Source organism: Pseudogulbenkiania sp. MAI-1 (genome assembly GCF_000527175.1).
Lineage (GTDB): Bacteria > Pseudomonadota > Gammaproteobacteria > Burkholderiales > Chromobacteriaceae > Pseudogulbenkiania.
Map to the genome: position 1 here is coordinate 1,917,614 of NZ_AZUR01000001.1, position 19,707 is coordinate 1,937,320.

Annotated in this window: 15 protein-coding genes; 4 read left to right on the forward strand and 11 right to left on the reverse strand. The window is 64.4% G+C overall.

Features of this window, described 5'->3' with window-relative positions:
- Nucleotides 1–204 precede the first annotated feature (204 nt).
- Nucleotides 205–951, reverse strand: coding sequence for a peptidoglycan editing factor PgeF (gene pgeF, locus PSEMAI1_RS0108945; RefSeq protein WP_024302545.1), 747 nt, complete (start codon nucleotides 949–951; stop codon nucleotides 205–207).
- Nucleotides 938–2,026: a 23S rRNA pseudouridine(1911/1915/1917) synthase RluD gene (gene rluD / locus PSEMAI1_RS0108950; RefSeq protein ID WP_024302546.1), complete on the reverse strand. Its 1,089-nt coding sequence runs from the start codon at nucleotides 2,024–2,026 to the stop codon at nucleotides 938–940. Before rluD ends, pgeF begins: the two co-directional genes overlap by 14 nt.
- Here rluD and PSEMAI1_RS0108955 point away from each other — a divergent pair.
- Nucleotides 2,025–2,816, forward strand: a complete 792-nt coding sequence (locus PSEMAI1_RS0108955; RefSeq protein ID WP_024302547.1) for an outer membrane protein assembly factor BamD — start codon at nucleotides 2,025–2,027, stop codon at nucleotides 2,814–2,816. The two genes, rluD and PSEMAI1_RS0108955, sit on opposite strands and share 2 nt — an antisense overlap.
- 76 nt (nucleotides 2,817–2,892) lie before the next feature.
- On the opposite strand, the gene pgaD is transcribed toward PSEMAI1_RS0108955, so the two are convergent.
- The 4 genes from pgaD to PSEMAI1_RS0108975 form a co-directional block, all read right to left on the reverse strand.
- Nucleotides 2,893–3,327: a poly-beta-1,6-N-acetyl-D-glucosamine biosynthesis protein PgaD gene (gene pgaD, locus PSEMAI1_RS0108960; RefSeq protein WP_024302548.1), complete on the reverse strand. Its 435-nt coding sequence runs from the start codon at nucleotides 3,325–3,327 to the stop codon at nucleotides 2,893–2,895.
- Between the two features lie 18 nt (nucleotides 3,328–3,345).
- Nucleotides 3,346–4,614 carry a poly-beta-1,6-N-acetyl-D-glucosamine synthase gene (pgaC, locus tag PSEMAI1_RS0108965; protein ID WP_029770582.1) on the reverse strand — a complete coding sequence of 423 codons (1,269 nt, stop codon included), beginning with the start codon at nucleotides 4,612–4,614 and terminating at the stop codon, nucleotides 3,346–3,348.
- 8 nt (nucleotides 4,615–4,622) lie between these two features.
- Complete coding sequence (gene pgaB / locus PSEMAI1_RS0108970; RefSeq protein ID WP_024302550.1) at nucleotides 4,623–6,593, reverse strand: poly-beta-1,6-N-acetyl-D-glucosamine N-deacetylase PgaB; 1,971 nt, start codon at nucleotides 6,591–6,593, stop codon at nucleotides 4,623–4,625.
- A 296-nt stretch (nucleotides 6,594–6,889) separates the two neighbouring features.
- Nucleotides 6,890–7,228, reverse strand: a complete 339-nt coding sequence (locus PSEMAI1_RS0108975) for a P-II family nitrogen regulator (RefSeq protein ID WP_024302551.1) — start codon at nucleotides 7,226–7,228, stop codon at nucleotides 6,890–6,892.
- A 143-nt stretch (nucleotides 7,229–7,371) separates the two neighbouring features.
- Between PSEMAI1_RS0108975 and purL the strand changes: the two genes are divergently transcribed.
- Nucleotides 7,372–11,328: a phosphoribosylformylglycinamidine synthase gene (gene purL, locus PSEMAI1_RS0108980; RefSeq protein ID WP_024302552.1), complete on the forward strand. Its 3,957-nt coding sequence runs from the start codon at nucleotides 7,372–7,374 to the stop codon at nucleotides 11,326–11,328.
- Between the two features lie 59 nt (nucleotides 11,329–11,387).
- On the opposite strand, the gene PSEMAI1_RS0108985 is transcribed toward purL, so the two are convergent.
- Nucleotides 11,388–12,299 (reverse strand): LysR family transcriptional regulator ArgP, encoded by a 912-nt coding sequence (locus tag PSEMAI1_RS0108985; protein ID WP_024302553.1) that lies wholly within the window; start codon nucleotides 12,297–12,299, stop codon nucleotides 11,388–11,390.
- A 172-nt stretch (nucleotides 12,300–12,471) separates the two neighbouring features.
- On the opposite strand from PSEMAI1_RS0108985, the gene PSEMAI1_RS0108990 reads away from it, so the two are divergent.
- Both PSEMAI1_RS0108990 and PSEMAI1_RS0108995 read left to right on the forward strand, forming a co-directional pair.
- Entirely contained in the window at nucleotides 12,472–14,853 is a 2,382-nt protein-coding gene (locus PSEMAI1_RS0108990) for an EAL domain-containing protein (protein ID WP_024302554.1), read from the forward strand.
- Between the two features lie 70 nt (nucleotides 14,854–14,923).
- Nucleotides 14,924–15,550 (forward strand): LysE/ArgO family amino acid transporter, encoded by a 627-nt coding sequence (locus PSEMAI1_RS0108995; RefSeq protein WP_024302555.1) that lies wholly within the window; start codon nucleotides 14,924–14,926, stop codon nucleotides 15,548–15,550.
- An 83-nt stretch (nucleotides 15,551–15,633) separates the two neighbouring features.
- On the opposite strand, the gene prmB is transcribed toward PSEMAI1_RS0108995, so the two are convergent.
- The 4 genes from prmB to PSEMAI1_RS0109015 form a co-directional block, all read right to left on the reverse strand.
- Nucleotides 15,634–16,536 carry a 50S ribosomal protein L3 N(5)-glutamine methyltransferase gene (prmB, locus tag PSEMAI1_RS0109000; RefSeq protein ID WP_024302556.1) on the reverse strand — a complete coding sequence of 301 codons (903 nt, stop codon included), beginning with the start codon at nucleotides 16,534–16,536 and terminating at the stop codon, nucleotides 15,634–15,636.
- A gap of 127 nt (nucleotides 16,537–16,663) precedes the next feature.
- Entirely contained in the window at nucleotides 16,664–18,040 is a 1,377-nt protein-coding gene (locus tag PSEMAI1_RS0109005; protein WP_024302557.1) for a phosphomannomutase/phosphoglucomutase, read from the reverse strand.
- Nucleotides 18,041–18,104: 64 nt separating this feature from the next.
- Nucleotides 18,105–19,133 (reverse strand): anthranilate phosphoribosyltransferase, encoded by a 1,029-nt coding sequence (trpD, locus tag PSEMAI1_RS0109010; protein ID WP_024302558.1) that lies wholly within the window; start codon nucleotides 19,131–19,133, stop codon nucleotides 18,105–18,107.
- Complete coding sequence (locus PSEMAI1_RS0109015; RefSeq protein WP_024302559.1) at nucleotides 19,133–19,702, reverse strand: aminodeoxychorismate/anthranilate synthase component II; 570 nt, start codon at nucleotides 19,700–19,702, stop codon at nucleotides 19,133–19,135. The genes trpD and PSEMAI1_RS0109015 overlap by 1 nt, the downstream gene beginning before the upstream one ends.
- Nucleotides 19,703–19,707 lie beyond the last annotated feature (5 nt).

Genomic DNA, 19,707 nt, shown 5'->3' on the forward strand with positions numbered 1-19,707 from the left:
TTGGCTTTGCGGGCTACTTCCCGTTTTCGGTGCTTTGGGTGCTATTGCGGTGCGACAGGCTACAAGCCCCGGATTACAAGGAACGGATTGCTGGCAACAAAACAACACCAGATGTTGTAGGCATGGCGTGTGGCGGCGATGCTACGTTCCTGGCATCAAAAAAACCGCCACGCGGGCGGTTTCGAGAGGCGGGAAACCCTGATTTCAGGGTTCGATCCAGATCAGGCTGGCCATGCGCCCGGTGGTGCGGTCACGTCGGTAGGAGAAAAAGCGCTCGCGGTCGATCACGGTGCAGAAGTCGCCGCCGTAGACCTCGGTGATGCCGAGCGCCGTCAGCCGTTGCCGCGCCAGCGCGTAGATGTCGGCCAGGTACTTGCCCTCGCCGATGTCGGTGAAGGCCTGCGCTGCCGCCGGGTCGTGCGCCATGAAGGCGGCGCGTACCTCGGCGCCGACTTCGAAAGCGTCCGGGCCGATGGCCGGGCCGAGCCAGGCCATGAGATTGGCCGCGGGCTCGTTCATCGCGGCCACGGCGGCCTCGATCACGCCGTCGCACAGCCCGCGCCAGCCGGCATGGGCGGCGCCGACCACGCTGCCGTCGCGGTTGGCGAGCAGCACCGGCAGGCAGTCGGCGGTCATGATCACGCACACCGCATCCGGCGTGCGGCTGAAGCTGGCGTCGGCCTCGGGCGGGGTTTCCGATACCTCGGCGGCGTCCACCACGCGGGTGCCGTGCACCTGGCTGAGCCAGGCCGGTTCTTCCGGCACGTAGCGGCGCAGCGTCTCGCGGTTCAGCGAGACATGCTCCGGCAGGTCGCCGACGTGGGTGCCGAGGTTGAAGCTGTCGTAAGGGGGCTCGCTGACGCCGCCCTTGCGCGTGGTGATCAGCGTCCTGACCTTGGTCGGGGCCGGCCAGTCGGCCGTCAGCCAGTCGGGGTTGTCAGTCGCGTACATAGTGCACCTCGACGTCGTAGTCCTCGTCGTCCCAATCCTCGTCATCGTCCTCGACGTAGTCCGGGTTTTCCGACTCCAGCGGACTGCCTTCGCCGCCCAGCACCGCCAGCAGGTGTTTCATGTCGTCCGGCAGGCGGGCCTTCCAGCTCATTTCCTGGCCGGTGGCGGGGTGGGTCAGCGTCAGGCTGAAGGCATGCAGCGCCTGGCGCCCCAGCGCCTTGACGGCTTCCTCGACCTCTTCGGGCATCGAGTGGCGCGGGTTGCCGTACAGTGGGTCGCCGGCCAGCGGATGGCGCGCCTCGCGCATGTGCACGCGGATCTGGTGGGTGCGACCGGTTTCCAGGCGGCACTCGATATAGGAGTGGCTGGCGAAGGTGGCCAGCACGCGCACGTGGGTGATGGCCTGCTTGCCGCCGAACTTGACCACGGCCATGCGCATGCGGTTGTGCGGATCGCGTCCGATCAGGGTCTCGATCTTGCCGTCGAACGGCACCACGCCGTCGGCGATGGCGCGGTAGATGCGCTTGACGCTGCGCGCCTGCATCTGGCGCACCAGCTCGGTCTGCGCCGGGATGGTCTTGGCCACCACCATCAGGCCGCTGGTCTCCTTGTCCAGCCGGTGCACGATGCCGGCTCGCGGCACGTGGGTCAGGGCAGGGTAGTGGTAGAGCAGGCCGTTGAGCAGGGTGCCGGTCCAGTTGCCGGCGGCGGGATGGACCACCATGCCGGCGGGCTTGTCGATGACGAGGATGTGCTCGTCTTCGTAGATGATGGGCAGATCCATCGCCTCCGGGTGGTAGGCGAGCTGTTCTTCGGTCTGCTGGATGGCGACGTCGATACGCTCGCCACCCAGGAGCTTGGTTTTGGGGACGGCGGGTTTGCCGTCCAGCAGGACGTGGCCGTCCTTGACCCACTGGGTCAGGCGGCTACGGGAGTAATCCGGGAGGAGCTTGGCGAGCGCCGCGTCGAGCCGTTCTCCCGCCAGGGAAAGCGGGACCTCGAACTGTTGCGTCGCGGATACCTCGTTGTCGGAGATATCGCTATAATCCTCGGAATCAAAGTAAGGATCGGTCATGAAAAGATACGTTGCAGCAATGTTGGTGGCGCTTAGCCTCGCCGGTTGTGCTTCCAATGAGCCGTATGATGAAACGCGCAGTTGGACCGTTGAAAAGCTCTACGCCGAGGCAAGGGACGAGTTGAACAGTGGTAATTATACCCGTGCTGTCAAACTCTACGAAACGCTTGAGGCACGTTTCCCGTATGGACGCTATGCCCAGCAAGCGCAAATGGACCTGGCTTACACCCATTACAAGGATAATGAGCCGGAACTGGCCATTGCCGCCGCCGATCGCTTCATCAAGCTGCACCCGACCCACCCCAACCTCGACTACATGTTCTACCTCAAGGGCCTGGTGTACTACAACGACGACTCCGGCCTGCTGGCCAAGTGGGCCGGCCAGGACATGAGCGAGCGTGACCCGCGCGCCACCCGCGAGGCTTTCCTGGCGTTCCGCGAACTCACCTCCCGCTTCCCCGACAGCCAGTACTCGGCTGACGCCACCCAGAAGATGCAAAAGCTGGTTGGCGCGCTGGGCGGGCACGAAATGCACGTGGCGCGCTATTACATGAAGCGCGGTGCCTACCTCGCCGCGGCCAGTCGGGCGCAGAACGTGGTGAAGGAATACGCCAACACCGGCTATCTGGAAGAGGCGCTGGCGCTGACGGTGGCAGCCTACGACAAGCTCGGCATGCCGCAGCTGCGCGACGACGCGCGCCGCGTGCTGGAACTCAACTATCCGAAGAGCCCGTACCTGGTGAAGGGTTGGCGGACGGAAGAGATGCCGTGGTGGAAGTTCTGGAAGTAAGCCGGCTTCGGCCAGTCTTGAGGTAAAAACGAAAACGGGTCGCCAAGGCGACCCGTTCTGTTTTGCGGCCAGCCGATCAGGCTCGCGGTTCGATGCCGATGATCTTGCCGTGGGCGTCGTGGTGCACCACGCACACCGAGGCGGCACGGCCGGCCAGGATCTGCTGCTCGTCCATGCCGAAATGGCGGGCGTAGCTCGCCAGCGTTTCCTGATGGTGCGGGGTGGTGGTCGGCTTGCGGGCCGGCAGCCGCGACCACAGCAGCAGGGTGCCGGAAGTGCCAAGCAGGGCGACCACAGAATTCTCCAGCGAACCCGACGTCCCGGTGGCCAGGGTCTTGGCCAGCAGCTGGTGGTAGCTCGCTCCCCAGCTGGTGAGCCAGTTGGCACCGTTGACGATAGGGCGCCACAGGTACAGCCAGCCGGCCCAGGCTGCCGCCGTGCTGGCGTTGGACAGCAGGCGCTGATGCCAGGGCAGGTGGTGACGTGCGTTGATGATCAGGTTGTCAGGCATGGAATTCCTCTATCGCGATCAGGCGCGAATTCCCCGGTCTGGGCTGACCCAGCGGGCACGCTTGCCTTCACCACGCAACAGCACCTTGGGGAAGGCGACAATGGTTGAGCCGATGTTGATGACCCAAAACACTAAAGGATACCAGATCATCCAGTAGTAATTGCGTCCCAGCCCCTTGTCGTAGTGGCTGTCGAGCCACTTACTGACGGCAAATTGCAACAGACAGGTGGCGCCGAGAATCACGCCGCTCCACTGCGGGATCAGCGGCGAGCCGACGACGGGCAGCCAGCCTGCCGGCAGCAGCAGGCCGCCCAGCCAGATGATCACCAGCAGCAGCATCACGTAAGACCAGAACAGGCTCAGGCACAGCTCCAGCATCAGCGGCCACAGGTGGTTCTGGCTCGGGTGGCGGATCACGTCGAGGTTCTTGAGCAGCACCTGCGCGCCGCCCATGGCCCAGCGCAAGCGCTGCTTCCACAGGCCCTTGAGCGTTTCCGGCATCAGTATCCACACCAGGGCGTTGGGCTCGAAGCGCACGTCCCAGCCGTCGCGCTGCAGTTTCCAGGTGATATCGATGTCCTCAGTCAGCATGTCTGCGCTCCAGTAGCCGACCTGGTGCACCGCCGATTTGCGGAAGGCGGTGATCACGCCGGAGACGGTGAACAGACGGCCGAAGCTGCGCTGGGCGCGCTTGATCATGCCGACGATGGAGGAAAACTCGCCGACCTGCACGCGTCCCAGCAGGGTGGAGCGGTTGCGGATACGCGGGTTGCCGGTGACGGCGGCGACTTCCGGGTCCTGCACGAAATGGCGCACCATCCAGTGGGCGGCGTGCTTGTCGAGCAGGGCGTCGCCGTCGATACAGATCAGGATTTCGTTCTTGGCCAGCAGGCTGCCGGCCTGCAGTGCCATGGCCTTGCCCTGGTTCTGCGCCAGGTGCACCACGCGCAGGCGGTCGTATTTGGCAGCCAGCCGGTCCAGGACTTCTGCCGTGTTGTCCTTGCTGCCGTCGTTGATGGCGATGACCTCGAAGTCGGGGTAATCGGTCGCCAGCGCGTGGCTGATGGTCTCTTCCGCGTTGTCCCCTTCGTTGAAACAGGGGATCAGGATGCTGACCGGCGGCGTATCGGGCAGGGCGTTTGGCAGATAGTAGGGGCCATCCTTGCGTTCGTGCCGCCAGTAGAACAGCGCGGCGCCGATCATCCACAGGTAGGACATGAACAGCGGGTAGTAGAACACGAAGCCCAGCAGCCCCTGCCACAGTGTTTTGAGTAATGCGATAACCATCGGTCGGCCTAGTGGATATCCGGTGCGTTCGGCTTGCTATCCAGAACCGGCTTGAGCACGGCCGGGTCCGGGTGATCACGATGCAGGTTGTCCGGATAGTAACCGACATGACGCACCCCCCAACCATACAGCGTTCGGATGGTGTCCGCCAATTCCTTGCTGGGAATCTGCTGGTTGTTGCGCCAGTCGGTGGCTTGCAGTTCAAACACCACCTTATTCATGCCGCCCGGCTGCTCTTTCACCTTGTCGGCGATTTCGCGCAGGAAGGCGATCGGGTCGGCGGCATTTTCCATGTACGGCATGGCCATGATGGCGGTGAAATCGTAATTGGCCAGCGAGTTGTCCAGCGATTGGGCGTACCACACTTCGGAGCGCGGGTTCAGCGCCACGCTGGCGTAGAGGTTGCGCGCCGTTTTCAGGCGGGGCTGCTCCTGGCGCACCACAGCGGCCAGCTCCATGGCGAAGTTGTCCAGCTCGTTGATCTTGAGGATGGTCCAGCGGCCGAGCAGGTCGTCGTTGTTGCGGATGTCGGCCAGCGAGGCGGGCAGGCCCCATTCCTTGTAGGCTTTCAGCGCCCAGGGGCTGGCGTCTTCGTAGTCGGACAGCGTCACGTCGTCGTGGAACAGCAGGCCTTCGAACGGGGTCGAGCGGGCCAGGTCCTGATAGATGTCACGAATGACCTGACGCGCACGTGGCGAGAACGGCGACAGGCGCGGGTAGCCCATGGCCACGTGATTGGCCTTGTTGGGCTGGGTCACGACCTTGTCGCCGGCGGCCGGCTCGCTCTTCGGGAGTTCGAAGGCCAGCATCGGCATCCAGGCGTAGAGGCGCTTGACCGGCGTACGGGTGCGGATCTGCCAGGCGGCGCGGTTGAACAGGTCGGCGCGCATCGGCAGGTGGCGGTTGGGGAAGTAGACGGCGTCGGCCGCACCGTTGCCGTCGGGGTCGGCAAAGGCCTGCAGGTAGACCGTGTTCACCCCCATGGCGACGATACGGTCGAGCAGGCGGCCCAGGTTGTGTTCCTGGCTGGCCGGGTCCGGGTCGTAGATGTAGTCCAGGTCGACGTGCATGATCTTGGCCGGACGGTCGTTGTCGGACGCGTCGGCCTCGCGAATGGCCAGCTCCCTGCGGAAGACGTCCAGCGAGATGTTGCCTTCGATCAGCACGCGGGGCAGGGCGTTGAGCGGGGTCTGGTCGTTATAGGCGCCGTCGTCCAGGGTCAGGCCGATCGGCATGCCGAGTTGACGGGCGAGTTCGCTGGCCGTGCTGTTGTAGCGCCCATAGGGCCAGACCATGACGCGCGGGGCCTTGCCGGTCTGCTTGCGCAACAGCTCGGTGTTCCGCTTCAGGTCCGCCAGGATGCGCTGGCGGTAGCTGGCTTCGTCTTCATAGCGTTTTTGCTCGGGCAGGTAGCGGCGTGCCGTGACCGCCGGCTGCTGGTTGCCTTGCGGGTTGGCCAGGATGCCGCCGTGCATGTCGTAGGTGTGGCTGGCCACTTCCACCAGGCCGTTGCGGGTCATCTCGCGGATGTCGTCCCACATCAGCATGTCGGTGCGCGGGACGGGCTTGCCTTCGAAGAGCACCGTGCCGCCGGCGGTATTCAGCCAGCTGCCGATCAGGGCGATCACCGCCGGCGCCTTGAACATCTTCAGAATCGGGAAGGCATTGGTGTAGATCGAGCGATAGCCGTCATCGAAAGTCAGCAGCACGGCCTTCTCCGGCAGCGGCTTCTTGCCGGCACGGTCAGCCAGTACGTCGTCGATGCTGACGAAGTGGTAGCCGTTGTTCTTGAGCCAGTCCATCTGGCGCACGAAATTGGTCGGGGTGACGGTGAAGGCGGGTTCCAGCGCGTCTTTCTTATCGGCGATTTCGTGATAGGTGAGAATGGTCAGCTTGTTGACTGGCGTGGCAGCCAGGCCGACGGTGCTGAACAGGCACAGCAAGAGTCCCCACAACAAGGGCATCAATCGAGTGATCATCTGTTTTTATATGGTCGGTTTAAGTCGGGTCAGCGATAACGGTGCCGCTAACCTCTGCGCCGGATGGCGGCAGGGGTCGGGAGGGAGTCCCGGAAGGCGCGCTATTCTATCAGGTGTGGCTGGATTGCGAAGGGAAAATGTGTTGATGCGACAGAGCAACAGAGCGGATGTGGCGGGAAGGAAACGCCACCATGGTCTTAAGCCCGCCGTAATCTTTTTGTGCGGCGCGGCGGCGGGTTCAAGTCGTTGAATGAAAATGAAAACAGGGCGGGGCAACGCCCCGCGCCGTGTTGCGCTTACACTGCGTCTTCGTTGGTCTCGCCGGTGCGGATGCGGATGACCTGCTCGACCGGGGTGACGAAGATCTTGCCGTCGCCGATCTTGCCGGTGCGGGCGGCATTGATGACGACCTCGATGGCGCGGTCGACGAGATCGTCGGCGAGCACGACCTCGAGCTTGACCTTGGGCAGGAAGTCGACCACGTACTCGGCGCCTCGGTAGAGCTCGGTATGGCCTTTCTGGCGTCCGAAACCCTTGACTTCGGTGACGGTCAACCCGGTGACGCCGATTTCCGACAGGGCCTCGCGGACTTCGTCCAGCTTGAACGGTTTGATAATGGCCTCGATCTTTTTCATCTGGGGGTGCTCCTTCGCTGGCACGTGTGTGTATTGTGGGGCGGGTTAGGGAATTTTGCCCGGCAAAATGGCGGCCGACCTTAAATTCCAAGGGTTTTTGCTGTATTATTACGCGCTTTCCTGATAATTGTCGCGGGTGTTGAATGTCGCACATTCTCAAGCTGCGGGGCGGTGTTGCCCTGTCCCAGTTCCGTTTGGACAAACTCCTGACCGCTGCGCGCGAGGCCGGTTTGCCTCCGCTCACGCTCGATGCCGAGTTCTGGCATTTTGTCGAAAGCGATCGGGCGCTCTCCGAAGAAGAGCAATCGGTTCTGGCCAAGCTGATGACCTACGGCGAGCCGCCGCTTGCCACCGCTCCCACGGGCGAACTGTTCCTTGTTACCCCGCGCCTGGGAACGCTCTCGCCCTGGGCTTCCAAGGCTACCGATATTGCCCAGCATTGCGGGCTGGAGGGCATTCACCGCATCGAGCGCGGCACGGCCTTCCATGTGCAGTCGTCCTCCCCGCTTTCCGACGAGCAGCGCCGCGTGCTGGCCGGCCTGCTGCACGACCGCATGACCGAAACCGTGCTGGGTTCGCTCGACGAGGCCGACCGCTTGTTCACCCACGTCGATCCGCAGCCGCTGACCACGGTGGATATTCTCGGCGGGGGTCGGGAGGCGCTGGTGACCGCCAACGGCAACCTGGGCCTGGCGCTGTCGCCGGATGAGATCGACTACCTGGTCGAGAACTTCACCCGCATGGGGCGCAATCCGACCGACGTCGAACTGATGATGTTCGCCCAGGCCAACTCGGAACACTGCCGCCACAAGATCTTCAATGCGCAGTTCATCGTCGACGGCGAAGAAAAGCAGAAATCGCTGTTCCGCATGATCCGCGATACCCACGAGGCGCACCCGCAGGGCACCCTGGTGGCGTACAACGACAACGCCTCGGTGATTGAGGGCGCCGAGATCGAGCGCTTCTACCCGAATCCGGACGACCATCAGTACGCATTCCGCTCCGAGCCGACGCACATCCTGATGAAGGTGGAAACGCACAACCACCCGACCGCGATCTCGCCGTTCCCCGGCGCCTCGACCGGCAACGGCGGCGAGATCCGTGACGAAGGCGCGACCGGCCGCGGCTCGCGTCCGAAGGCCGGCCTGACCGGCTTCACCGTTTCCAACCTGAACATCCCGGGCTTTAAGCAGCCGTGGGAAGTGTACGGCGAGAGCCAGGCCGAGTACGGCCGTCCGGGCCGCATCGCCTCGGCGCTGCAGATCATGCTGGACGGGCCGATCGGCGGCGCCGCCTTCAACAATGAATTTGGCCGACCGAACCTGACCGGTTACTTCCGTACCTTCGAAGAGCTGTTCGAGGGCGAAATGCGCGGCTATCACAAGCCGATCATGATCGCCGGCGGTCTGGGCAACATCCAGCACCAGCAGATCCGCAAGAACATCATCCCGGAAGGCGCCCTGCTGATCCAGCTGGGCGGCCCGAGCCTGCTGATCGGCCTGGGCGGCGGTGCGGCGTCCTCGATGGACACCGGCGCCAACAGCGAAGACCTGGATTTCGATTCGGTACAGCGCGGCAACCCGGAAATCGAGCGCCGTTGCCAGGAAGTCATCGACCGCTGCTGGCAGCGTGGCGACAAGAACCCGATCGTGTCGATTCACGACGTCGGCGCGGGCGGCTTGTCCAACGCCTTCCCTGAGCTGGTGAACGATGCCGGCCGTGGCGCCATCTTCGAGCTGCGCAAGGTGCACCTCGAAGAGAAGGGCATGACGCCGATGCAGATCTGGTCGAACGAGTCGCAGGAGCGCTACGTGCTGGCCATCCTGCCGGAGGACCTCGACGTCTTCACCGCCATCTGCGAGCGCGAGCGCTGCCCGTTCGCGGTGCTGGGCGTGGCGACCGACGACGGTCACCTGCAGGTGCGCGACGACATCTTCGACAACAAGCCGGTCGACATGCCGCTGAACGTGTTGCTGGGCAAGCCGCCGCGCATGACCCGCGACGTGAAGAGCGTGGAAGTGCCGCAGCGCCCGTTCAACGCGTCGGTGTTCGATCTGCGTGAATCCGCTTATCGCGTGCTGCGCCTGCCGTCGGTGGCCGACAAGTCGTTCCTGATCACCATCGGCGACCGGACCGTGGGCGGCATGACCGCGCGCGACCAGATGGTGGGCCGCTGGCAGGTGCCGGTGGCGGATGCCGCCGTCACGACCATGGGCTTCAACACCTACCGCGGCGAAGCCATGGCGATGGGCGAGCGCACGCCGCTGGCGCTGTTCTCGGCACCGGCTTCCGGCCGCATGGCGGTGGGCGAGGCGCTGACCAACCTGGCCTCGGCCAACGTCGGCGATCTCGGCAACGTCAAGCTGTCGGCCAACTGGATGGCCGCCGCCGGCCACCCGGGTGAAGATGCCAAGCTGTACCAGACCGTGGAAGCGTTGTCCGGCCTGTGCCAGGACATCGGCGTGAGCGTGCCGGTGGGCAAGGATTCGCTGTCGATGAAGACGGTGTGGGAAGAGGGGGGCGAGAAGAAGGCGGTGACGGCGCCGCTGTCGCTGATCGTGTCGGCCTTCGCGCCGGTGTCCGACGTGCGCAAGACCGTGACGCCGGAACTGAAGAACGATACCGAGACCGACCTGATCCTGATCGACCTGGGTCACGGCCGCTGCCGCCTGGGCGGTTCGGCGCTGGCGCAGGTGTGGAAGGCGATGGACGGCCAGGCGCCGGACGTGGAGAGCCCGGCCGAGCTGAAGGGCTTCTTCAACACCATGCAGTCGCTGCTGGCCGACCAACTGGTACTGGCCTATCACGACCGCGCCGATGGCGGCCTGTTCGCCACCCTGGCCGAGATGATGTTCGCCGGCCGCGTCGGCGTGACCGTCGACCTGCAGGAACTGCTGATCGAGCGCAAGAACACCCAGGCCTTCCTGGACGATTTCGTGCCGCCGACGCCGGAAGCGGCCGCGCACGGCCGCGTGATGCGCGTGCTGTTCAACGAGGAGCTGGGCGCCGTCATCCAGGTGGCGAAGCAGCACACCGCCGAGGTGATCTCCCGCTTCGTCAAGGCGGGCCTGGAGCGCGCGCTGTTCGTGCTGGGCTCGGTCAACGGCGACGAGCGCCTGGTGATCCAGCACCAGGATGAGACCCTGCTCGACGAGAGCCGTCTCGAACTGCAGCGCGCCTGGTCGGAAACCAGCTACCGCATGCAGCGCCTGCGCGACAACCCGGCCTGCGCCGACAGCGAATACGCTCAACTCGACGATACCGCCTCGAGCGGTCTGTTCGCCAAGCTGTCGTTCGACGTCAACGCCAATCCGGCCGCTCCGTACATCGCCACCGGTTCGCGCCCGCGCATCGCCATCCTGCGCGAGCAGGGCGTCAACGGCCAGATCGAAATGGCGGCGGCGTTCACCCGTGCCGGCTTCGACGCAGTCGACGTGCACATGAGCGACATCATCGGCGGGCGCGTGTCGCTGGCCGACTTCAAGGGTCTGGCGGCCTGCGGCGGCTTCAGCTACGGCGACGTGCTGGGTGCCGGCGAGGGCTGGGCCAAGAGCATCCTGTTCAACGCCCGGGCCCGCGACGAGTTCGAAGGCTTCTTCCAGCGCGCCGATACCTTCGCGCTGGGTGTGTGCAACGGCTGCCAGATGATGTCCAACCTGTCCGGCATCATTCCGGGGGCCCAGCACTGGCCGAAGTTCCACCGCAACGCTTCCGAACAGTTCGAGGCGCGTTTCGCCATGGTCGAGGTGCCGGCGTCGCCGTCGATCTTCCTGGCCGACATGGCGGGCAGCCAGCTGCCGGTGGTGGTGAGCCACGGTGAAGGCCGCGCGGTGTTCGCGCCGGGCAATCAGGAACAGGTGATCACGGCGCTGCGCTATATCGACTTCGCCGGCCAGCCGACCGAGACCTACCCGCTGAACCCGAACGGTTCGCCGGCCGGTATCACCGGCGTCACCACCGCCGACGGCCGCTTCACCATCATGATGCCGCACCCGGAGCGCGTATTCCGCACCGTGCTGAACTCGTGGCATCCGGCCGACTGGGGCGAGAACGGCGCCTGGTTCCGCATGTTCGCCTCGGCGCGCAAGTGGGTGGGTTGAGCCGCTCCCGCAGGAACTAGAGGCAACAATCAAAAACGGACGCTTCGGCGTCCGTTTTTTCATGCGAGTCGGTTGTCGGGGCATTGGCGCAGCGCGCGCCGCCCTTGTTCGATGACGGTGGCGGTCAGCCGGCGCGCCAGCGAGGCCTCCATCTGCCAGTGGTGCCAGTAGAGCGGCACGTCGAGGTATTTGCCCGGGGCGAGGTCGATCAGCCGTCCGTCGGCCAGCGCCGGTGCGGCCATGCCTTCCGGAATCAGACTGTAGGCGATGCCGGCCAGGGTGTAATCGAGGAAGCCTTGCACCGACGGCAGGGTCAGGGCCGGGAAGTCGAGGGAATATCCCAATTGCCGCTGCAGAAACGCCTGATGCAAGCTGTCCTTGCGGTCGTACAGCAGGGCCGGCGCGGCGTTCAGTGCGGCAGGGCCGACGCCGTCGGCAAAATAGCGGGCAATGAAGCCCGGCGCGGCCAGGCAGAGGTAGCGCATCGAGCCGAGGTAATGACTCTCGCCGCCCTGGATGGTCTGGCTGCGGCTGCTGACACAGCCGCTGACGTGGCCGCTGCGCAGCAGCTCATGCGTGTGTTCCTGGTCGTCGACGCGGATGTCGAGCAGCAGCCGGGCCGTTTCCAGTGCCGGCCGGGCGGCGTCGAGGAACCAGGTGGCGAGGCTGTCGGCGTTGACTGCGACCGCCAGCGTGGAAAACCCCGCGAGCCCGTCGCCGGCCTGCAGCGTCTCCATCAGTTCGGCCTCCATCAGCGTGAGCTGGCGGAAGTGCTGGATCAGGCGGCGGCCATGCGGCGTGGCGTCGACGGGGCTGGTGCGCGTTACCACCGGCTGCCCCAGACGTTCTTCCAACTGCTTGATCCGCTGGGAGACGGCGGACTGGGTCAGGAATAGTACTTTGGCAGCCTTGTCAAACCCGCCGTTTTCGACGACGGTAGCGAGTGCCTGCAGCAGCTTGGGATCGAGCATGTTTCCGGGTTCCAGCTTGGGAGGAGGCTTGATATGGCAATGTTGTTGGTAGGGTCAAAGCAAATCTGCTAGGCTCTAGCACGAACGGCACAAGCCGCCTGATCAATACATGATCAGATCATAATAAAGCACACGACCGGCTTCGGCCAAGGTTGGGGAGACTGGGGACACTATGCAGACTAGCCATGGTGAGGAGCCATTGCGTTCGCTCAGCCGCCTGCTCGGCTTCCGCCCGGAAGACAGCAACACCATACGGCTGCATCAAGACAAGCTTTTACTGCGCCGCGACGTGCTGGGGAAGGAATTCTACTGGTACCTGCTGAAGAATCCGGAAACGTCGGCCTTGCTGCCGGCCATGGAGGGGCGGGACCTGGATCGCCTGATCAGCCAGCAGATGGACTATTTCGAGGGCGTGGTCTCGGAGCCGCTCACGCCGATGCAGGCCGAAAAGGTTGTCGCTCTCGGCCAGATGCATCACCGCCTGGGCGTCAGCATGGTATGGGTGGCGGGTGCCTACGAGCGCTACCTGTCGCACATGCTGGGGCGCCTCAACGACGCGCACTATCCGGACGAAGTCCGGCGCCCCCTGACCCGGGCGATACGCAAACGCATCCTGCTCGACATGCTGCTGCAATTGCAGGGCTTCCAGCAGTCCATCCAGGCCGAGGCCGAGCTGCAGCACCGGCATATGCTCGACATGTCGAGGATGTACGCCACCCTGAGCGGGGTGAGTCTGGCGCTGATTCATGCCCGCAGCAGAGAAGAACTGTTTCACTCCATCTGTTCAACCTGCGTCGAAAAAGGTGGGGCGACCTACGCCGGCATCAGCTGGATCGATACCGCGACCAACCGCCTCGAATACAAGGTCTTCGCCGGGCCGCAATCCACCGACTTCATCCGTCAGTTGTCGCGCGCCCTGTCGCTCGACCCCGATAGCCCCTACAGCCGCGGCCCGACCGGTCAGGCGGTGCTGACCATGATGCCGCAGGTGGTCAATTGCTGCGAAACCGAGCCGGCAATGGCCCCCTGGCGTGCCATGTTCGAGCGCGAGGGCATCAAGAGCCTGTTGGCGGTGCCGCTGTTCATGCAGGGCAAGGTGGTCGGCACGCTGACGCTGCATTCCCGCACGCTGGATTTCTTCGATATCGACAAGGTAAGCCTGGTGCAGACCATGGCCAGCGAAATCGGCCACGCTCTGGAGCGGCAGGACGCGCTGGATCGCAGCTCTCGGGCGGAGGCCCGGGTCCGCTACTTGTCGGACCACGATCCGCTGACCGGCTTGCCCAACCGGCAGAACATGCAGGCGCTGATCCAGGGGCGGATCGAGCAGGGCGACGACGGCGAACCGGTGGCGGTGATCGCCCTGGCCATCGACGGCTTCCATCAGATCAACGCCCGGCTGGGGCATGAGGGTGGGGACCTGATACTGTGCGAGGCGGCCCGACGCCTGGAGCAGTGCCTGGCCGACACGGGGCGGGTCGGCCGTGTCGGCGCCGCCCGTTTCGTCATCGCCACCTCGTTCATCGACCGGCTGGAGGGCTTGCTGGACCGGCTGCTGCAGGTGATGCGCGAACCGGCGGAATGTCTTGGCCAGTGGGTGGACGTGCGCTCTAGTTGCGGGGTGGTGGTAGGGGGCCGTGAGGACTGCGATGCGGCGACGCTGCTGCGGCGTGCCGAACTCGCCCTGGCGCGCGCCAAGGAGGCCGGGGGCAACCAGTACCGCCATTACGACCAGCGCATGGACGAGGAGATCCAGCGCATCCACAGCCTGCGGACCGCCTTTGCCGACGCCCTGGCGAACAATGCGCTGGAGCTGTTTTATCAGCCCAAGATCGACCTGCGCAGCGAGATGCTGCAGGGGGTGGAGGCGCTGGTGCGCTGGAAGCGTCAGGGCCAATTCGTGTCACCCGGCGAGTTCTTTCCGGCGATCGAGCATACCGACCTGATGCGCGAGCTGGACTGGTGGGTGCTGCGCCAGGCTTTGAAGCAGATCACCGCCTGGAGGGCGGCGGGTCATGTCATCAAGGTCAGCGTCAACCTGTCGGCCATGACGCTCAAACAGGAGGGTTTCCTGGCCGGGATCGAACTGTTGCTGGCCAGTTACCCCGCTGCCGCCGGCTTGCTCGAGCTGGAAGTGCTGGAGAGCGTCTCCCAGAAGGAGGCGGAGCAGGTGGTGCACAAGCTGGAGCGTTGTCGTCGGCTCAACATCTCGATCGCGCTCGACGATTTTGGCACCGGAGCCTCTTCGCTGGTGCATCTGCAGCAGTTGCCGTTCGACACGATCAAGATCGACCAGAGCTTCGTCCGGGTGCTGCTGGAGGCGCCGGGCAACGAGGCGATCATCCACAGCATGGTCGCTTTTGCCCGCTATACCGGCAGGCAGCTGGTGGTCGAAGGAGTGGAAAGCAAGGCCATCTGGGAGCGGCTGCTGGAACTGGGCTGTACCCTGGGGCAGGGTTACGCGATTTCCCGCCCGGTGCCGGCGGAGGCACTGATCGAGTGGGTGCTGTGGCAGCAAGCCGGCTCGAACATTAATATTTCTTATATTGCATAATTTTTATTAGTTTTATTTATTTTTAGCGCGAGGCTATGCTCCCGGAAAGATTGCTTTTCCGGAGCTTGCCATGTTCAACACTCAGGTGGCCCTCGCCGCTTTTTCCTTGTCGCTCGGCCAGATCGTCGGTATCGGCCCGCAAAACGCCTTCGTCATCCGCCAGGGCATCGGCCACAGCCATGTCCTGCCCATCGTGCTGATCTGCATCGCCTGCGATCTGCTGCTGATCGCCGCCGGCGTGTTCGGCATGGGCAGCCTGGTGCAGGCCATCCCCGGTTTCCTGCCCCTGGTGACGTGGGCCGGCGCGGCGTTCATCCTGTGGCTCGGCATCAAGGCGTTCCGCTCGGCCTGCTCGCCGGCCACTTTGCGGGCCGAGGGCGACAGCGTGCGCGACCGCAGCCAGGTGATCCGCACCTTGCTGGCGGTGACCTTGCTCAACCCTTACGTCTGGCTCGATACCGTGATTCTGATCGGCAGCCTGTCGGCGGCGTACGGCAGTGAGGCAAAATTGTCGTTCCTGGCCGGCAGCACCACGGCGTCGGTGCTGTGGTTCGTCGCCATCGGGGTGTTCAGCATGAAGCTGGCGCCGCTGTTCCGTCAGGAGCGCAGCTGGCGCGTGCTGGATGTGGTGGTGGGAAGTTTGATGGTGATGACCGCCGCCTCGTTGATCCAGCAGCATGGACTCAAGTACCTGTAATCGCCATGCGCCTTGGAAACGAGGCTTGTGGACAGCACTTCGGCCAACCTTGCGGGGTTGGCCGAAGCGTTTGTAGAGAGGGGTCAGATCGGGTTGTTGACCAGGTCGTCGTGGGTCAGCAGGAACACGAAGCCGTCGCCGCCGCTGGTTTCCATCCACATGAACGGCAGCTGCGGAAAGGCGGCTTCCAGCACGTCGCGATTGTGGCCGATTTCGACCAGCAGCACGCCGTGCTCGGTGAGGAACTCCGGTGCGCGGCGCAGGATCTCGCGCGTGGCGTCCAGGCCGTCGCGGCCCGAGCCCAGCGCCAGTTCCGGCTCGTGCAGGTATTCCGGCGGCAGTTCGTCGACCGATTCCTCGTCCACGTAGGGCGGGTTGGAGATGATCAAGTCGTATTTCTCTTCCAAGCCCTGGAACAGGTCGGTGTGGATCAGCTGGATGCGGTCTTCCAGGCCATAGCGCTGGACGTTGATCGAGGCCACTTCCAGCGCGTCAAGCGAGATGTCGACGGCGTCGATCTCGGCATCCGGGTAGTGGTGCGCCAGCTGGATCGCCAGGCAGCCCGAGCCGGTGCACAGGTCGAGCGCGCGGTGCACCAGCTCCGGGTGCTCGATCCACGGCGCCAGCGGCTCGCCCAGCAGTTCGAAGATGAAGGAGCGCGGCACGATCACCCGCTCGTCGACGTAGAAGCTGAATTCGCCCTGCCAGGCCTCGTGGGTGAGGTAGGCGGCCGGGATGCGTTCCTCGGCGCGGCGCTCGATGATGTCGATCACGTCCTGGATTTCGGTCGGCAGCAGCTTGGCGTCGAGGAACGGTTCCAGCTGGTCCAGCGGCAGCTTGAGGGTGGAGAGTACCAGGTAGGCGGCCTCGTCGTAGGCGTTGTCGGTGCCGTGGCCGTAGCTCAGGCCGGCATCGTTGAAGCGGGAGACGGCGAAGCGCAGCAGGTCACGCACCGTGGTCATGACGGTAGCAGCTTGGGCGTACATGCGGGTCCTTTCAAAGGCAAGGGACAGGCAGCAACCTGTCCCCGTCATGGACCTGGTTCATTAGGTGGCGGCTTTGGCTCGCTCACCTACTGGGCCAGGCCCTATCTCTCAAGTGATTGTGGGTGGATCAAAATGGCAGCGGGGCCGACGTGGCCGCGCTCAACACCTGGCGGAAATCGTTCTTGATGCGTTCCAGCGCCGCCTCGTTGTCGGCTTCAAAGCGCAACACGATCACCGGCGTGGTATTGGAGGCACGCATCAGGCCGAAGCCGTCGGCGTATTCCACACGCAGGCCGTCGATGGTGATCACCGATTCGGCGTTGTCGAAGCGCGCGGTCTGCTGCAGCTTCTCGATCAGCGCGTGGTTCTCGCCCTCGTGTTCCATCTTGAGGTTGAGTTCCGGCGTGGACACGGCGTTGGGGAGCGCGTTGAGCAGCGCGTTCGGGTCCTCGACGCGCGACAGCACCTCCAGCAGCCGGGCGCCGGCGTACATGCCGTCGTCGAAGCCGTACCAGCGTTCCTTGAAGAACACGTGGCCGCTCATCTCGCCGGCCAGCAGCGCGCCGGTTTCCTTGATCTTGGCCTTGATGAAGCTGTGACCGGTGCGCGCCATCACCGGCTCGCCGCCGTTGTCACGAATCCAGGGCCCAAGCAGTCGGGTGGACTTGACGTCGTAGATCACCTTGGCGCCGGGGTTGCGCTCTAGCACGTCGGCGGCGAACAGCATCAGCTGGCGGTCCGGCCAGATGATGTTGCCTTCCTTGGTGACCACGCCGAGGCGGTCGCCGTCGCCGTCGAAGGCCAGCCCGATCTCGGCGTCGGTCTTGGCGAGTGCGTCGATCACGTCCTGCAGGTTTTCCGGCTTGGCCGGGTCCGGGTGATGGTTGGGGAAGGTGCCGTCCACGTCGCAGAACAGCTGACGCACGCGGCAGCCCAGGCGGCGGTACAGCACCGGGGCGAAGGCACCCGGCACGCCGTTGCCGCAATCGACCACGATGCTCAGCGGGCGCTCCAGCTTGATGTCGCTGGTGATGCGATCAAGGTAGGCTTCTACGATGTCGTGGGTCTGGTACTGGCCATTGCCCTCGGCGAAATCCTCGTCGACGATGCGCTGGTACAGTTTCTGGATGTCGTCACCGGCCAGTGTGTCGCCGGCCAGCATCATCTTGAAACCGTTGTAGTCCGGCGGGTTGTGGCTGCCGGTGACCATCACGCCGGACAGCGTGCCCAGTTCGTAGGCGGCAAAGTACAGCATCGGCGTGGCGACGCGGCCGACGTCGATGACGTTGACGCCAGCGGTCACGATGCCTTCGGCCAGTGCTTCGCACAGCTCGGGGCCGGACAGGCGGCCGTCACGGCCGACCACGATGGCCTTGACCTTGCGGTCTCGGGCTTCGGAACCAATGGCGCGGCCGATTTGGTAGGCCGTCTTGTTGGTCAGGGTCTTGCCGACGATGCCGCGGATATCGTAAGCCTTGAAGATGTCTTTGGACGGTGCGCTCATGTGCTTTTATTGTTCCCGGGAGACAAAAAGGGTAAAGCGGCCGGGGAAACCGGCCGCCCAATGTTCAGGCTGAGAAAGACTGGCTGAGTGCCACCAGCTGATCGAGCTTGGCGCGCGCGGCGCCGCTGTCGATCATTTCGCGCGCCTTGGCGATGCCGTCGGCCAGGGTGCCGGTCACGTCGGCGGTGTAGATGGCGGCACCGGCGTTCAGCAGCACGATGTCGCGTGCCGGGCCGGGCTGGCCGGCCAGTACGGCCAGCAGCATGTCCTTGGAAGCTTGTGCTGATTCGGCGCGCAGGGCGTTGAGTTCGCTCAACTCCAGGCCGAAATCGCGCGGGTCGAGCTGGTATTCGCGGATGTCGCCATCCTTCAGTTCGGCCACCATGCTGGGGCCGGACAGGGTGAGTTCATCCAGCCCGTCGCTGCCGTGCACGATCATCACGTGGCGGCTGCCGAGCTGCTTGAGCACGCGTGCCTGGATGCCGACCAGATCGGGGTGGAACACGCCCATCAGTTGGTTGTCGGCGCCGGCCGGGTTGGTCAGCGGGCCCAGGATGTTGAAGATAGTGCGTACGCCCAGTTCCTTGCGCACCGGCGCCACGTACTTCATCGCGCTGTGGTGGTTGGGGGCGAACATGAAGCCAACGCCGATCTCGTCGATGCAACGACCCACTTGTTCCGCCGTCAGCGCCAGGTTCACGCCCAGCGCTTCCAGCACGTCGGCGCTGCCCGAACTCGACGAGACCGAACGCCCGCCGTGCTTGGCGACACGCGCGCCGGCCGCGGCGGCGACGAAGGCGGAGGTGGTGGAGATGTTGAAGGTGTGCGACTTGTCGCCACCGGTGCCGCAGGTGTCGACCAGGTGTTCGCGGTGCGTCACCGGGACATGGGTAGCGAATTCGCGCATCACGGTGGCGGCGGCGGCGATTTCCAGCACGCTTTCCACCTTGACGCGCAGGCCGACCAGAATGGCGGCCAGCTGCGCCGGCGAGACCTCGCCGCGCATGATCTGGCGCATCAGGTCGAGCATCTCGTCGTAGAACAGCTCGTTACCGTCGATCAGACGGTTCAGCGCGGCCTGCGGGGTAATCATCAGGCAAACTCCTTGAGGAAGTTGTCGAGCATCTGGTGGCCGTGCTGGGTCAGGATGGATTCCGGATGGAACTGCACGCCCTCGATCGGCAGCGTCTTGTGGCGCACGCCCATGATCTCGCCGTCGTCGGTCCAGGCGGTGATCTCCAGGCAATCCGGCAGCGTTTCGCGCTCGATCACCAGCGAATGATAGCGGGTGCAGGTTACAGGAGAGGGAAGGCCGCGGAACACGCCTTTGTCCAAGTGGGTGACCGGCGATACCTTGCCGTGCATCAGTTGCTTGGCGTGGATGATGTTGCCGCCGAAAGCCTGGCCGATGCTCTGGTGCCCGAGGCAGACGCCGAGGATGGGTAGCTTGCCGGCAAAGTGTTTGATGGCGGGGACGGATACGCCGGCTTCGTTCGGGGTGCAGGGGCCGGGGGATACCACCAGGTATTTCGGCGCCAGTTCTTCGATTTCCTGCAGCGTGATCTCGTCGTTGCGGAACACGCGTACGTCCTGCTTCAACTCGCCAAAGTACTGCACCAGGTTATAGGTGAAGCTGTCGTAGTTGTCGATCATCAGTAACATGATGG